General features: G+C 44.3%; 15 protein-coding genes and 5 tRNA genes. All 20 read right to left on the bottom strand.

The window, feature by feature from the left end; translation table 11 throughout:
• Positions 1 to 16: 16 nt before the first annotated feature.
• Positions 17 to 3,826 (bottom strand): DNA-directed RNA polymerase subunit beta, encoded by a 3,810-nt coding sequence (gene rpoB, locus B7P33_RS17335; RefSeq protein ID WP_097443473.1) that lies wholly within the window; start codon positions 3,824 to 3,826, stop codon positions 17 to 19.
• Positions 3,827 to 3,965: 139 nt separating this feature from the next.
• On the bottom strand, positions 3,966 to 4,343 hold the full coding sequence (rplL, locus tag B7P33_RS17330) for a 50S ribosomal protein L7/L12 (protein WP_097443472.1): 378 nt from the start codon (positions 4,341 to 4,343) through the stop codon (positions 3,966 to 3,968).
• A 50-nt stretch (positions 4,344 to 4,393) separates the two neighbouring features.
• Positions 4,394 to 4,909, bottom strand: a complete 516-nt coding sequence (gene rplJ, locus B7P33_RS17325) for a 50S ribosomal protein L10 (protein ID WP_097443471.1) — start codon at positions 4,907 to 4,909, stop codon at positions 4,394 to 4,396.
• Positions 4,910 to 4,934: 25 nt separating this feature from the next.
• Positions 4,935 to 5,627, bottom strand: a complete 693-nt coding sequence (gene rplA / locus B7P33_RS17320) for a 50S ribosomal protein L1 (RefSeq protein ID WP_097443470.1) — start codon at positions 5,625 to 5,627, stop codon at positions 4,935 to 4,937.
• Between the two features lie 19 nt (positions 5,628 to 5,646).
• The gene (gene rplK, locus B7P33_RS17315) at positions 5,647 to 6,084 is read right to left on the bottom strand and encodes a 50S ribosomal protein L11 (RefSeq protein WP_097443469.1); all 438 of its coding nucleotides are present in this window, start codon (positions 6,082 to 6,084) and stop codon (positions 5,647 to 5,649) included.
• A gap of 61 nt (positions 6,085 to 6,145) precedes the next feature.
• Positions 6,146 to 6,697 (bottom strand): transcription termination/antitermination protein NusG, encoded by a 552-nt coding sequence (gene nusG / locus B7P33_RS17310; protein WP_097443468.1) that lies wholly within the window; start codon positions 6,695 to 6,697, stop codon positions 6,146 to 6,148.
• 12 nt (positions 6,698 to 6,709) lie between these two features.
• On the bottom strand, positions 6,710 to 6,901 hold the full coding sequence (gene secE, locus B7P33_RS17305; RefSeq protein ID WP_097443467.1) for a preprotein translocase subunit SecE: 192 nt from the start codon (positions 6,899 to 6,901) through the stop codon (positions 6,710 to 6,712).
• 45 nt (positions 6,902 to 6,946) lie between these two features.
• Positions 6,947 to 7,019 (bottom strand) — tRNA-Trp (locus tag B7P33_RS17300).
• A gap of 144 nt (positions 7,020 to 7,163) precedes the next feature.
• Entirely contained in the window at positions 7,164 to 8,351 is a 1,188-nt protein-coding gene (tuf, locus tag B7P33_RS17295) for an elongation factor Tu (RefSeq protein ID WP_097443466.1), read from the bottom strand.
• A gap of 52 nt (positions 8,352 to 8,403) precedes the next feature.
• Positions 8,404 to 8,475 (bottom strand) — tRNA-Thr (locus B7P33_RS17290).
• 53 nt (positions 8,476 to 8,528) lie between these two features.
• Positions 8,529 to 8,604, bottom strand: a tRNA-Gly gene (locus tag B7P33_RS17285).
• 82 nt (positions 8,605 to 8,686) lie between these two features.
• Positions 8,687 to 8,768, bottom strand: a tRNA-Tyr gene (locus B7P33_RS17280).
• A 38-nt stretch (positions 8,769 to 8,806) separates the two neighbouring features.
• Positions 8,807 to 8,880, bottom strand: a tRNA-Thr gene (locus B7P33_RS17275).
• Positions 8,881 to 8,979: 99 nt separating this feature from the next.
• A complete protein-coding gene (gene hpf / locus B7P33_RS17270) occupies positions 8,980 to 9,285 on the bottom strand; it encodes a ribosome hibernation-promoting factor, HPF/YfiA family (protein WP_097443465.1) in 306 nt (101 codons plus the stop codon).
• 29 nt (positions 9,286 to 9,314) lie between these two features.
• Positions 9,315 to 10,202: a tyrosine-type recombinase/integrase gene (locus B7P33_RS17265; protein WP_097443464.1), complete on the bottom strand. Its 888-nt coding sequence runs from the start codon at positions 10,200 to 10,202 to the stop codon at positions 9,315 to 9,317.
• A 539-nt stretch (positions 10,203 to 10,741) separates the two neighbouring features.
• The gene (rpsU, locus tag B7P33_RS17260) at positions 10,742 to 10,936 is read right to left on the bottom strand and encodes a 30S ribosomal protein S21 (RefSeq protein WP_097443463.1); all 195 of its coding nucleotides are present in this window, start codon (positions 10,934 to 10,936) and stop codon (positions 10,742 to 10,744) included.
• 110 nt (positions 10,937 to 11,046) lie between these two features.
• Positions 11,047 to 12,219 carry an acyl-CoA dehydrogenase family protein gene (locus B7P33_RS17255; protein ID WP_097443462.1) on the bottom strand — a complete coding sequence of 391 codons (1,173 nt, stop codon included), beginning with the start codon at positions 12,217 to 12,219 and terminating at the stop codon, positions 11,047 to 11,049.
• A gap of 105 nt (positions 12,220 to 12,324) precedes the next feature.
• The gene (locus tag B7P33_RS17250; RefSeq protein WP_097443461.1) at positions 12,325 to 13,182 is read right to left on the bottom strand and encodes a ComEA family DNA-binding protein; all 858 of its coding nucleotides are present in this window, start codon (positions 13,180 to 13,182) and stop codon (positions 12,325 to 12,327) included.
• An 11-nt stretch (positions 13,183 to 13,193) separates the two neighbouring features.
• Positions 13,194 to 14,798 (bottom strand): alanine/glycine:cation symporter family protein, encoded by a 1,605-nt coding sequence (locus B7P33_RS17245; protein WP_097443460.1) that lies wholly within the window; start codon positions 14,796 to 14,798, stop codon positions 13,194 to 13,196.
• Positions 14,799 to 14,976: 178 nt separating this feature from the next.
• Positions 14,977 to 15,993, bottom strand: coding sequence for a potassium channel family protein (locus tag B7P33_RS17240; RefSeq protein ID WP_097443459.1), 1,017 nt, complete (start codon positions 15,991 to 15,993; stop codon positions 14,977 to 14,979).
• Positions 15,994 to 16,049: the final 56 nt, after the last annotated feature.

The raw sequence follows: 16,049 nt of genomic DNA, 5'->3' as shown, positions 1-16,049 counted from the left end.
TATACCTAGTGTTGCTTTATTCCTCAAGACGGATATCCAAACCTAATCCCTTAAGTTCGTGCATCAATACATTGAAGGATTCTGGCAAGCCAGGTTCCGGCATGGATTCACCCTTAACGATGCTTTCGTAGGTTTTGGCCCTACCGATAACATCATCGGATTTCACCGTTAAGATCTCCCTTAGGGTGGCAGAAGCACCATAGGCCTCAAGTGCCCAAACTTCCATTTCCCCAAAACGCTGTCCACCGAACTGCGCCTTACCACCCAAAGGTTGCTGGGTAATAAGTGAGTATGGTCCAATTGAACGGGCGTGCATCTTATCGTCTACCATATGGCCCAGTTTCAGCATATAGATCACACCAACGGTAGCGGCCTGATCAAAACGCTGTCCGGTTCCACCATCGTACAAGTGGGTATGTCCGAAACGTGGTACCCCGGCCTTGTCGGTAAGTGCGTTGATCTCGTCTAGCGAGGCCCCATCGAAAATAGGGGTAGCGAACTTCTCACCTAGGTTCAATCCGGCCCAGCCCAATACGGTTTCGTAGATCTGCCCAATGTTCATACGCGATGGTACCCCAAGTGGGTTCAACACGATGTCTACCGGCGTACCGTCTTCCAAGAAAGGCATATCTTCTTGTCTTACGATACGGGCCACGATACCTTTGTTACCGTGACGACCCGCCATTTTATCACCTACCTTAAGCTTACGCTTTTTGGCGATGTATACCTTGGCCAATTTCATGATACCTGCAGGTAGCTCATCCCCCACCGAAATGGTGAATTTGTCCCTACGTAGGTTACCTTGAAGGTCGTTCAGTTTAATCTTATAGTTGTGCAGCAAATCGGCCACCAAGGCATTGGTATCCTTATCCGTAGTCCAGCTTCCGCCAACCAAGTGGGCGAAATCGTCTACGGCGTTCAACATCTTCATGGTGTATTTCTTTCCTTTCGGAAGTACTTCCTCACCCAAATCGTTGTGTACCCCTTGCGATGTTTTTCCGTTTACCAAAGAGAACAATTTCTCTAGTAACACATCTTTTAGCTGCTGGAACTTTACTTCGTATTCCAACTCCAATTTAGAGATGGCCTCTTTATCTTCGGTACGTTTGCGCTTGTCTTTGATAGAACGAGAGAACAATTTCTTATCGATTACCACACCACGCAAAGATGGCGAAGCTTTTAAGGAAGCATCTTTTACATCACCGGCCTTATCACCGAAAATGGCACGAAGTAATTTTTCTTCCGGAGTAGGATCGGATTCCCCTTTCGGAGTAATCTTACCGATCAGGATATCACCAGGCTTAACCTCGGCCCCGATACGGATCATACCGTTTTCATCAAGGTCTTTGGTAGCTTCTTCAGAAACGTTAGGGATATCGTTGGTCAGTTCCTCGGCACCTAATTTGGTGTCACGAACCTCTAATGAATATTCATCGATATGGATGGAGGTAAAGATATCTTCACGTACCACTTTTTCAGAAATCACGATCGCATCCTCAAAGTTATACCCTTTCCAAGGCATAAAGGCCACTTTCATGTTCCTACCCAAGGCCAACTCACCTTTTTCAGTAGCATAACCCTCACAAAGTACCTGTCCCCTACGTACCTTATCGCCTTTTTTAACGATTGGTTTTAGGTTAATGGAAGTACCTTGGTTGGTCTTACGGAACTTAATAAGGTTATAGGTCTTGCTCTCGCTATCGAAGCTGATCAGCTTTTCAGTCTCCGTTTTATTGTAACGGATGGTGATTTTCTGTGAATCTACGTACTCCACCACACCATGATCCTCGGCATTGATCAATACTCTGGAATCGGAAGCTACTTGGCGTTCCAAACCGGTACCCACGATAGGTGACTGCGGACGTAATAAGGGTACGGCCTGACGCATCATGTTCGATCCCATCAAGGCACGGTTCGCATCATCGTGTTCCAAGAACGGGATCAAGGAAGCCGAGATGGAAGCGATCTGGTTTGGCGCCACATCGGTATATTGAATGGCCGAAGGATCTACCACCGGGAAATCGCCATCTTCACGGGCAATTACGGTTTCGCTATCAATGGTTCCGTCTTCTTTAAGCGGAATGTTCGCTTGGGCGATCTTGCGCTCTTCTTCCTCTTCGGCAGATAGGTACATAAAACTGTCCAAATCTACTTTTCCGTCTTCTACCTTGCGGTATGGGGTCTCCAAGAAGCCCATTGGGTTTACCTTGGCAAACACCGAAAGTGAAGAAATAAGACCAATGTTCGGTCCTTCAGGAGTTTCAATCGGACACAAACGACCGTAGTGCGTATAGTGAACGTCACGTACCTCGAAACCGGCCCTTTCACGCGATAGACCACCTGGTCCTAAGGCAGACAGACGACGCTTGTGTGTAATCTCGGCCAAGGGGTTGGTCTGATCCATAAACTGGCTCAACTGGTTGGTACCGAAGAAAGAGTTGATCACCGAAGACAAAGTCTTGGCATTGATCAAATCGATCGGGGTAAATACTTCGTTGTCCCTTACGTTCATACGCTCACGGATGGTTCGGGCCATACGGGCCAGACCCACACCGAACTGAGAAGACAACTGCTCCCCAACGGTACGTACACGACGGTTTGACAAGTGATCGATATCATCAATCTCCGCTTTAGAGTTGATCAACTCGATCAAATATTTGATAATGGTAATAATATCGTCTTTGGTAAGCACCTGCTTATCCATTCCGATATCAAGACCTAATTTTTTGTTCATTCGGTAACGTCCTACCTCACCCAAGTTATAACGCTGGTCAGAGAAGAACAATTTGTCGATGATACCACGTGCCGTTTCCTCATCTGGTGGTTCGGCATTACGCAACTGGCGGTAGATATGTTCTACGGCTTCCTTTTCAGAGTTAGTAGGATCTTTCTGTAAGGTGTTGTGTATAATGGCATAATCACTCTGCGCATTGTTCTCTTTATGCAACAGAATGGTCTTTACATCGGCATCTAAAATTTCTTGGATGTGTTCTTTTTCCAAAACGGTGTCACGATCCAATACGATTTCGTTTCTTTCGATAGATACCACTTCACCCGTATCTTCATCTACGAAATCCTCGTGCCAGGTATTCAATACCCTAGCGGCCAATTTACGACCCAATACTTTTTTAAGTCCGGCATTGGAAACCTTGATTTCTTCCGATAGGTCAAAAATCTCCAAAATATCCTTATCCCTTTCGTACCCAATGGCACGGAACAAAGTGGTTACCGGTAATTTCTTTTTCCTATCGATATAGGCGTACATAACACCATTGATATCGGTAGCGAATTCTATCCAAGACCCTTTAAAAGGAATTACCCTAGCGGAGTACAATTTGGTACCATTGGCGTGGAAAGACTGACCAAAGAACACACCAGGTGAACGGTGTAGCTGTGATACAACCACACGCTCGGCGCCATTGATCACAAAGGTACCACTAGGCGTCATATAAGGGATGGTACCCAAATACACATCTTGTACAATGGTCTCGAAATCTTCGTGTTCGGGATCGGTACAGTATAGTTTAAGCCTAGCTTTTAAAGGAACGCTATAGGTAAGGCCCCTTTCAATACATTCTTGAATACTATATCTAGGTGGATCAATGAAATAATCCAAAAATTCCAATACAAACTGGTTACGGGTATCCGTAATGGGGAAGTTTTCCATGAAGGTATTGTAGAGCCCTTCATTGCCCCTTTCGTCAGATTTGGTCTCCAATTGGAAAAAATCCTGGAAAGACTTGATCTGAATGTCCAAGAAATCCGGGTAATCCGGTATGTTCTTAGCGGATGCGAAGTTGATTCTTTCAGTTTTGGTCGTGAACATCTATGGACAAAATTTAATTAAATAAATTAAGAAAAATGGGGGTTGTGTATGCCTTGATACACAATATGCATAAAAAGGTTTAGGTCTAGCCACCAAAGGGCGGAAAGACCTAAACCATTACATTATTGGTATTCGCTTCTTATTTAAGCTCAACTTCTGCTCCGGCTTCTTCCAATGATTTTTTGATACCTTCAGCTTCGTCTTTAGCAACACCTTCCTTAACGGCTTTAGGGGCGCTATCAACAATCTCTTTGGCGTCTTTCAATCCAAGACCGGTCAATTCCTTAACCAACTTAACTACAGCTAGCTTAGAACCTCCAGCGGCTTTAAGGATTACATCGAATTCAGTTTTCTCTTCAGCAGCTTCACCACCTCCGGCAGCGGCACCACCGGCAACGGCTACAGCAGCAGCAGCAGGCTCAATACCGTACTCTTCTTTAAGGATGTCGGCTAACTCGTTTACCTCTTTTACGGTAAGGTTTACCAACTGTTCTGCGAAATCTTTCAAATCTGCCATTTTTCTATCGTTTAATGTAAATGTAAAATATAATAATTATTAGTGCGAACTTATTTTTCGGATAGGGTTTTAAGAATACCGGCCAACTTACCACCACCAGACTTAAGACCGCTGATAACGTTCTTAGCAGGCGATTGTAGCAAGGTAATCACATCTCCTATCAACTCTTCCTTGGACTTGATGTTCACCAAGGTCTCTAACTGGTCGTCTCCCAAATAAACTGCTTCCTCTACAAAAGCACCTTTCAATAAAGGCTTGTCGCTCTTCTTACGGAAGTTCTTGATCAATTTAGCTGGGGCATTACCAGTTTCGGCAAGCATCATGGAAGTATTCCCTTTCAAAGCCTCTGGCAATTCGCCAAAATCTTTATCGGAAGCTTCCATAGCTTTGGCAAGCAGGGTGTTTTTAACCACCGACAATTTGATGTCGGCCTTAAAACAAGCCCTTCTTAAATCTGAGGTAGTACCGGCGTCCAAACCAGAGATATCAGCCAAATAAATGGTAGAACTCTCGGCCAAGGTTGCAGTAAGATCCTCTATAACGCTTTGTTTTTCTTCTCTTGTCATGATTTAGTCTTTAGACGATCAATGATTAGCTAACGATCCGGGGATCTAACTGTATACTTGGGCTCATGGTACTGGAAAGGTAGATACTCTTCATATATACCCCCTTAGCGGCCGATGGCTTCATTTTCTGCAAGGTATCCAAAAGCTCCTTGGCATTTCCAACGATGTTCTCCGCTGGGAAGGAAACTTTGGCGATACCGGCATGAACGATTCCGGTCTTATCAACCTTAAAATCAATTTTACCAGCTTTAACCTCGCTTACGGCTTTGGCTACATCCATGGTTACGGTACCGGTCTTAGGGTTCGGCATAAGTCCGCGAGGACCCAAAATACGACCCAAAGGACCCAATTTACCCATAACACTTGGCATAGTGATGATGACATCAACATCTGTCCAACCGCCTTTGATCTTATCCAAATACTCTTGCAAACCAACGTAATCAGCACCAGCTTCTTTGGCTTCAGACTCTTTGTCTGGAGTAACCAAGGCCAACACCTTTACATCTTTACCGGTACCATGCGGTAGGGTTACCACCCCACGTACCATTTGATTCGCTTTTCTAGGATCTACACCCAAACGTACGGCGATGTCTACAGAAGCATCGAAGTTTACGTTGGTGATTTCTTTTAATAAAGCAGAAGCTTCTTCCAAAGAATACAATTTGTTCTTATCTACTTTGGCGCGTGCTTCTTTTTGCTTTTTAGTGAGTTTTGCCATTTCTAGAATACTTTAAAGATTAAAATGGACGGGTTCCGGAAACCTTAAGCCCCATTGAACGTGCCGTACCGGCTACCATACTCATAGCAGACTCAACGGTAAACGCGTTGAGATCTTGCATTTTGTCTTCGGCAATCTGTTTTACCTGATCCCAGGTTACAGAGCCTACCTTACTACGGTTGGGTTCTCCGGATCCTTTTTTAATCTTAGCCGCTTCCAAAAGCTGAACTGCCGCCGGCGGTGTCTTAACAACGAATTCGAATGACTTATCGCTGTATACGGTGATAACAACCGGTAAAACCTTACCTTGTTTGTCCTGTGTACGCGCATTAAATTGCTTACAGAACTCCATGATGTTAACACCTGCGGCACCTAAAGCGGGTCCAACCGGTGGCGACGGATTCGCAGCACCTCCCCTAACTTGTAGTTTAACTACTTTACTTACTTCTTTTGCCATTGTGTTTGATTAATTACAGTGCATAAATTGGAAGCTATGCACCTATAAAGATGTAACAGTTCTAAATTTTTTCTACCTGCATATAACTAAGCTCAAGCGGCGTCTTTCTACCAAAGATCTTTACCATAACCTCAAGCTTACGCTTTTCTTCGTTCACCTTCTCTACGCTACCGTTAAAACCATTGAACGGTCCGTCGATCACCTTAACGGTCTCACCGATCACATAAGGTATGGCCACCTGATCTTTACTCACGGCCAACTCATCTACCTTACCTAACATTCGGTTTACCTCAGACTTACGCAAAGGCACGGGATCACCACCTTTGGTTTCACCTAAAAAGCCGATCACATTGGTAATGGAACGGATAACGTGCACCATCTCACCACCTAAATTGGCTTTTACCATGATATACCCAGGAAAATAAACACGCTCTTTGTTTATTTTTTTGCCGTTACGAATCTGGATTACCTTTTCCATAGGCACTAACACCTCTTCTAGGTAATCGGCCAACCCATGACGGGCAACCTCACTCTCGATATATCCTTTGATTTTGTTTTCTTGACCACTTACGGCCCGAACCACATACCATTTTTTCTCTAACACTTCAGACATAACCGATTGGATTTAGTTACCAGATAAAAATCCGAAATAAGCCTTGATCACCTGTGCAAAGGCGCTATCTACACCCCAAGTGGCCAAAGCGAAGAGAATAGAGAATACCGCTACCACCACCATAAGATTGGAAGATTCGGCCCTTGAAGGCAAGGTCACGTTATTCCTAAGTTCCTCTACGGATTCTTTGATATATGTTAGCATGATGCGATTATTATAATGGTTCTTTAAGACTGTGCGTCTACTACGCACGGGAGGAGAGACTCGAACTCCCGACATCTGGTTTTGGAGACCAGCGCTCTACCAACTGAGCTACACCCGTTTTTTGGATGCTCTACCTCCCGATAGCTATCGGGATGAGCTACACCCGTATACCAACCCCACCAAAGCAGGATCTTATTTTACATTGAAAGGTATCCCACCAAAAGGCGGGACACCCTCAAATACTTTTATAATCTATTGGAAATTAATCCAAGATTTCAGTTACCTGACCAGCACCTACGGTACGACCTCCTTCACGAACAGCGAAACGAAGACCTACGTTCAAGGCGATAGGCTGGATAAGATCTACAGTAATAGTAAGGTTATCACCAGGCATTACCATCTCAACTCCATCAGGTAGGTTGATGTTACCGGTAACATCAGTAGTCCTAACGTAGAACTGTGGACGGTAGTTATTATGGAATGGTGTATGACGACCACCTTCTTCCTTCTTAAGGATATACACCTCAGCTTTGAATTTAGCGTGAGGAGTAACAGAACCTGGCTTACAGATCACCATACCACGCTTGATATCACTCTTATCGATACCTCTCAAAAGGATACCTACGTTATCACCGGCCTCACCGCGATCCAAAATCTTACGGAACATCTCAACACCAGTAATGGTAGAAGAAAGTTTTTCAGCACCCATACCGATAATATCAACAGCATCACCTGTGTTGGCAACACCAGTTTCGATACGACCAGTAGCAACAGTACCACGACCAGTAATAGTAAATACATCCTCGATTGGCATCAAGAAATCTTTATCTACATCACGCTTAGGAAGTTCGATCCAAGTATCAACAGCTTCCATCAACTCCATTACGGTATCAACCCACTTTTGCTCACCGTTCAAGGCACCTAAAGCAGAACCAGAGATAACAGGACCATTATCACCATCGTACTCGTAGAAAGAAAGCAACTCACGCACTTCCATCTCAACAAGCTCCAAAAGCTCTTCATCATCCACCATATCAACTTTGTTCAAGAAAACAACGATACGAGGAATACCAACCTGACGACCCAATAGGATGTGCTCACGAGTCTGCGGCATAGGCCCGTCAGTAGCAGCAACAACCAAGATAGCACCGTCCATTTGGGCAGCACCAGTAACCATGTTCTTTACGTAATCCGCGTGACCAGGACAGTCAACGTGGGCGTAGTGACGGTTAGCTGTTTGATACTCAACGTGGGAAGTGTTAATGGTAATACCCCTTTCCTTCTCTTCAGGAGCGTTATCGATAGTATCGAAATCCCTCTTTTCAGACAGACCGGCGTTAGCCAATACTGTAGTAATAGCTGCAGTCAAGGTAGTCTTACCGTGATCCACGTGTCCAATGGTACCGATATTTAAGTGCGGTTTGGAACGATCAAAAGTTTCCTTAGCCATTTTAAATGAATTTAACTTAGTTTATATTAGTGTACAAATTATACCGAAATTGAGCCAATGACGAGAGTTGAACTCGTGACCTCTTCCTTACCAAGGAAGCGCTCTACCCCTGAGCTACACCGGCTTTTAGTCCATACCTACCTCTCTTTTTAACAAAGAAGTAAAGATGGACTAATTTGGAGCGGGAGACCGGGTTCGAACCGGCGACATTCAGCTTGGAAGGCTGACGCTCTACCAACTGAGCTACTCCCGCGTTTATTGCCTTGCCCCATAGGGCCCGACAAAAGGTCTGCAAAGATAAAAACAAGTTTTTATTCTTGCAAAGAAAAATTTAGTGGGGAGAGCAGGATTCGAACCTGCGAAGGTAAAACCAGCAGATTTACAGTCTGCCCTCGTTGGCCGCTTGAGTATCTCCCCAAAACCTATATTTTCAATTTACTTTTTCAATGAACTTGAGCCGATAGAGGGACTCGAACCCACGACCTGCTGATTACAAATCAGCTGCTCTAGCCAGCTGAGCTATATCGGCATTTTTACCTCCAAATCGGCTGTAAAAAAGTCCGCTATTTCTAACGGACTGCAAATGTAGAGCTTTATTTTTTTAATCAAAATTTTTGGCGAAAAAAATTTAAACTGCCTTCGATTTCAATTTCTGTTTTCGTTTGATCAGGCGTCTTTCCAAGGAACTACAGGCCGAGTCAACAGCTTCCTCGAACGACTTACATTGTTTCTTTACCACAAAGCTATCCTTGGGCACGTGCACCTTGATTTCCACCACTTTATTCTCTTTAGCACTCGTGTTTTCCACCTTCATAAACACATCGGAATGGATCACACGATCATAAAAAAGATCGAGCTTGTCCATGCGTTGCTGAACAAAATCGATCAATTTGGCATCTGCGTTAAAATTTACGGATTGCGCATGTACTCTCATAGAACAAAAATTAAAATTAGACAATTGCCCTAACCTTTGTTGCGCGGATGCGCCGACCTATGTACTTTTTTCAGTTCGGCTATGCCCTGATGGGTATAAATCTGTGTAGCAGCCAAACCGGCATGACCTAGAAGCTCTTTTACGGAGTTGATATCGGCACCTTGGGCCAATAAATGGGTCGCAAAGGTGTGTCGGAGCATATGTGGGCTTTTTTTTACCTTGGCCGACACCTCTCCAAGATACTTATTAATGGTACGATAAACAAGATTGGGATAGATTTTCTTGCCCGATTCCAACAAAAAGAAATATTCGTTAGCTTCCAATGTAGCCAATTGGTTACGATACTTCAGGTATTCGGAAAGTGTTTGGGACAAGGTATCCAATATAGGGATCAAGCGTTCTTTATTACGTTTACCCAACACCTTTAATGTACGACCGGAAAAATCTACATCGGATAGGCGCAATTCGATCAACTCGGCCCTACGCATGCCCGTACCATATAACAACTCGACCATTGCTTTATCCCTAGCCCCTGTAAAGCCTTCCCCATAATCTATCTGTAAAAGCACGGCATCCATCTCCTGTTGCGAAAAAGGCACTTCGACTTGTTTGGCCACTTTTAGCGCCCGATGTTTTACCAAAGGATCATCGGTTCGTTGTCCGATCTTGCGCAAAAATCTGTAATACGCCCGTAACGAAGACACCTTTCTATTAATAGACCTATTGGACACCCCTTGCTGCGACAAGGCCACGATCCAAGATCGTATATGAATATATTGGGCCGCGGCTACCAACACCCCATCCCCTTGCTCACAAAAGCCAGTAAAATCACTTAAATCTTTACCATAAGCCTCTAGGGTATGCTTAGAGTAATTACGCTCTACCTTTAAATAATCTAAAAATGCATCTAAGGCCATGCTCTAAAATAGAAACAACAAGGTACGAAAGTCACCTATAAAACAATGGGGAAATGAAAAATTCGAACGAAGCCATCCTAAACTTGATGGCTTCAGACCAAAAGAGCAAAGAACAAAGAAAAAAGACTGCTGAATGTCTGGCAATTACATTTTTGTTACTTCTAAACCAAACCTGTATAGTTTCTCTTAATTTGATTCGATTGAGCACAATTAAAGAAAACCATAACGCAAAACTTTAACACCAAAAAACTTATTTTCTATGCTCTACTCACACCATAGGACAGCAAAGCGCCCCGTCCTGACAGCTGTACGGGTACAATCAGGATAACACCTAACTTCGAACACTAATAAAAATCCAAGTCCAACTCCTCAAATTAACCAAAAAGAAAATCGACGAAATTTTCTTTCTACATTCCGAAGCATCCAGACCCTCTTTACCCTAGAGCAACATTCCAAACGGCAGTCAGGAGTATCGAGCAAAAAAAATCCCCTCCGGGCGAAGCCCAAAGGGGAAATGTATATTGTACAATAGCTATAACCTAGATTTCTTCTTGATCTCTAAGATGCTGGATGTATTGTGCCTTTTGAATCTGGGTTCTACGAACAACAGATGGCTTTACATATTGTTTACGGCTTCTTAGTTGACGCATTCCGCCAGTTCTGTCGAACTTACGCTTGAAACGCTTCAGCGCCCTGTCAATATTCTCTCCTTCTTTTACTGGTATAATAAGCATATCTGACTACCTCCTCTCTTTTAGCATTCGGGCCGCAAATATACGACAATAGATTAAAGGACAAAGGAAAAGATGAAAATTAGACTTGAAACCCAATTCCTCCCTTTGCTTTAGACATCGGTCGCCGGCTTATAACTCTTTTTATCTACGATCATTTTCGATAAGATCTCTTTCAAAATCTCTGAGGTACCCCCACCGATAGGCCCAAGGCGACTATCGCGCAACATACGGGCCATGGGGTATTCTTCCATATACCCATACCCCCCAAGCATCTGCAAGCAATCGTAAATGACCTTATCGGCCATTTTAGTGGACATTAATTTGGATATCGTTGCCTCTTTTACCACGTATTCCCCTTTATCGAGACGGGCGGTAATGGCATAATTGTATTCTTTACAGACCTCCATTTCGGCATAATGCTCTACCATGGTATGCCTTAAGGCCTGAAAACTATTGATGTTCTTGCCAAAAGCCGTGCGCTCCGACATATATTGCAGGGCATAATCGAGGGCAAATTCGGCACGGGCATGGGCATTGATACCCATAACCAAACGTTCCAAAGCAAAATGCTGCATGATGTAGGCAAAGCCCTTGCCCTCTTCCCCCATCAGGTTGGCGACCGGAATCTTTACATTATCAAATGCGATTTCGCCCGTATCGGAAGCACGCCAGCCCAATTTATCGAGTTTGGTCGCGGAAACCCCGGGGGTATCGCGATCCACCACAAAAATACTGATACCCTTATTACCCAGTTCAGGTGAAGTTTTGGCAGCTACCACCAAATAATCGCTATACACCCCATTGGTAATAAAGGTTTTGGATCCGTTCAAAATATAGTGATCACCATCCTTCTTGGCTATGGATCGCATTCCGGCCACATCGGAACCCCCAAAAGGTTCGGTGATACACAAACAACCGATTTTATCGCCTGTAATACTCGGCGCCAAATACTCTTGTTTAATACGCTCATCGCCTTCTTTGGCCAAATGGGTCATGGCCAAATACACATGGGCCCAAATGGCTGCGGCAAATCCACCGGAATTCACGCATTGTAATTCCTCTAAAAGTATCAGGGTATAAAATAGATCCAGATCCAGTCCGCCATAGACTTCGGGATAATGCAGTCCGAAATACCCCATATCGCCAAACTTCTTCCACACTTCACGATCAATAGATCCGGTTTGTTCCCAGCGATCTACATGCGGCACTACTTCTTTTTTCAAAAAGTCCTTTAAACTTTCACGAAAAAGCCGATGCTCTTCGGACAAATACCTATTATCCATAAAATTCTTGCTATACCTGTTAACTCGAAAAACGAGTATTCCTGCTTTAGCCCTTACACGATTCTGAAAAAATCAGCTAACCAAAACCGGAAAAAACTTCCCTTTTTAATCAAGGGACAAATATAACTGAATTCTAGCAATCCGTTCCTTCGGAAAACCGGGAATGGCGGTAATTTCCGACCAATTGGAAATACGTCCCAAACTATCGCGCAGGGCTACTATTTTCCGGGCATCTTGGTAACGTATATACGGATTGGCCGCCAATTGACCGGCCGAAGCTTGGTTAATCAAGACTTTTTTAATCTGAGGCGCATCTACCACCTTGAATACTTGTAGCAACCTATCGGCCACTTCCGGTTCCAAACCAAAAGTTTCGCGTACTTGGGCATCGTCCAGAAAACCGCCCAGACTGGTACGGAATTTTACAATACGTTTAGAAAGCACCTCCCCTATACCACGAACCTTGCTCAACTCGGCTTCCGTGGCGGTGTTTATATCCTTTTTCACCCTAACTCCATTATCGGAAGAAGCCACTTTTACCTTTTGACCCCGTTTAAAGATTTTTGGAAATTTCAGCAGTGGCTTTACTTGTTGCCAAGTAGAATCGGGTAATTGGGCGACTTCTTGAAACCCGGCAGCATCATTAAAATACTTACCATTATTTCGATAGGCTTGAATCCGAGACAAAGCCTCGGCAGATATACCCAATACATACGCCCTATAATCAGACAGATAATTAGGGTTGACCAAGAACACCCGGGCACTATCTTTCTGCTGCGCGGCTTTAAGACTGTCTACCCAGCGTTGGCCCTCTTCATTTACTACTATTGTTGGTATTGTAGCAGCCGGTCGGTTGGCCAGCCACCAATACCCCAATTGCAATACGACCACCAGGGCCAACAAAAAGAAAATCCCACTCCGTTCCTGTTTTGTGAAACTGAAGTGGGATTTCCAATCTTTCATTTTTTTTTCGCTTATGACTTGTTGCCTTTAATGGCTTCAAGATATCTTCCCAATTGCTTTTTCACAACCGGCATCAAGAAATAGAGACCGACCATGTTCGGGAACACCATGGCAAAGATCATGGCATCGGAGAAATCCCAAATAGATTTCATACTGGCCGCAGCACCGATAACCACAAAGGTCAAGAACAATAGTTTGTATACTAAATCGGCGGTCTTACCCCTTCCGAAAAGGAATTTCCACGATTGTAATCCGTAATATGACCAAGAAATCATAGTAGACACGGCGAACAATACCACCGCAACGGTCAAGAATACATTGGAGAAAGGAATATACTCGGCAAAGGCGGCCGAGGTAATACCGGCACCTTCTAAACGCACCCCTTCGATCAATACCCCTCCGGTACCATCGCCACCGTACTCGAAGAAACCTCCGAAGTTGAACACGATAATAACCAAGGCGGTCATGGTACAGATAACTACGGTATCGATAAAGGGCTCCAACAAGGCTACCAAACCTTCTGAAGCGGAATATTTTGTTTTTACGGCCGAGTGGGCAATAGAAGCCGAACCGGCACCTGCCTCGTTAGAGAAGGCCGCTCTTTTAAAACCGACCAACAAAACCCCGATAAATCCGCCAACGCCGATAGCCTGCGGATTAAAAGCCTCGGATACGATCAAACCAAAGGCATCGTCTACCAAGCTGAAGTTACTACCTAATATATACAGACAGGCCAAGATGTATAGCAAAGCCATAAAAGGCACTACTTTTTCGGTTACGGTAGCGATCCTTTTGATACCACCGATAATGATCACACCTACTATAATGGCCAATACAAGTCCGATAATGGCACCGGCACTGGTACTTTCTAGCCCCATAAGTTCTTTTAAAACCACGGTGGCTTGGTTCGATTGGGCCGCGTTACCGCCCCCAAAAGATCCCCCGATACAGAAAATAGCAAAGATAACCGCCGCTATCTTGCCCAATGTTTTAAAACCTTTGTCCTTTAATCCTTTTGACAAATAGTACATGGGGCCACCATATACGGTACCATCTTCACCCACATCGCGGTATTGCACCCCCAAGGTACATTCCACGAATTTGGTGGACATACCCAAAAGACCACAGATTACCATCCAAAAGGTTGCTCCCGGGCCACCTAAGGCGATCGCTAAGGCCACACCGGCAATATTTCCGTTACCCACGGTACCCGAAACTGCCGTAGCCAAAGCCTGAAAGTGGGAGACCTCACCCTCTTTACTTTCATCGCGAATGGTTTCAATACTATCGCCACCTGGGGTTACATCGCCATAAGCAGGCTCAACCACAGGATGGTCTACATCGTCATATTTACCACGTACCACATTAATGGCCGTTGGAAAATGGAAAATATTCGGGAATTTAAAATACAGGGTAAAAAACAAGGCACTACCCACCAATAGAACCAATACGAACGGAATGTCGGGATCGTGCCATACGTTGAAGAAGATTACACTGCTGAAAAAATCGGAAATAGGCTTAAACGCTTCATCGATCTGTTGATCTAGACCTTTTTCTTGGGCTGTTGAAATTAGGGGTAACATCGCCATCAAAAAAGGCGCAAGAAACTTCTTCATAATACGTTTTTAAAATTTGAATTAGTTGTTAGCGGCGAACAATATCCTAAAAAAATCCTAGCCAATCAAATTATAAGGTATCAAGCTGCCAAAAGAATGGCCGCAGCCAAAAGACCTTAGCTCAGCTAGCCCATGTTAGGCAACCAAGGCTTTATTCCACATAAAACAGAGGCTATGCCTATACTTCGGTAGGATCGATATGGAACATCTTATTCAGCTTCTGAATCTGTTCGGGCCTACCCAAAACGATTACCTTACTACCTGGCAAAAGGGTAAGTTCCGGCTCTGGATTGATAATATATTCACCTTCGGGGGTAACATAACCGATTATGGTACAACCTGTTTTGCGCCTTAAGTCCAAGCCGCGTATAGAGGCATTCTCCAATTTATCTTCCAAGGCTTCAATGGCGACCTCTTCCAAGTTAGTGGTATGGCCATCGGTAGAGAGGTTGTCCATAAAGGTGATCAAATCGGGGTTCACCACGAGCGAGGCCATATGGTCGCCACCAATGCGATCGGGCATAATTACCTTATTGGCCCCAGCCAATTGCAATTTTTTAAAAGACCCCACCTGACTGGCCCTTGAGATAATGAAAAGCTTTTGGTTTAATTGCCGGGCCGAGAGCACCACGAATAAGTTGGCTGCATCATCTGGCATGGCGGTAATCAAATAACTGGCCCGGTCTATCCCCGCCTCATAGAGCACCTCATCTTCATTGGCATCGCCTTCTACAAAAAGAATTTCCTCCTCGTATTTCTCTACGATTTCTTTGTTGCGTTCTATAACCACAAAAGGCCTGTTAAAAGCCGTAAGGCGTTCGGCGGCCTGCATCCCGTTACGTCCGAAACCACAGACGATCACATGTTCCTTTAGGTCTTTGATCTTGCTTTTCACTTTCTTTCGTTTTAGGATTTGCAGGGAATTCCTCCCCATAATGTATTCGGTAATAATGGAAATGGAATACCCCAAGACCAATACACTGTACAAAATTAGGGCAATGGTAAAAATACGACCCGAAGTATCTAAGGGAGACACTTCACTAAAGCCCACCGTGGTCATGGTAATAACGGTCATATACAATGAATCGAGCCAGGTAAAGTCTTCTAACCACTTAAACCCCATGGTCCCGACCAAAAGCACCGATACCAAGAGGGCTACAGCCGTATAAATTTTGGATCTAAAAATATGCTTCACAAATCTATTTTATACCATTTCATTCTTTGGTACAAAGGAAACCCACCCAACATGTT

This window comes from Sediminicola luteus (assembly GCF_002514735.1).
Classification (GTDB): Bacteria; Bacteroidota; Bacteroidia; order Flavobacteriales; family Flavobacteriaceae; genus HQA918.
Note: the sequence above shows the minus strand (reverse complement) of the source record. Positions and strands in the feature narration are given on the sequence as shown.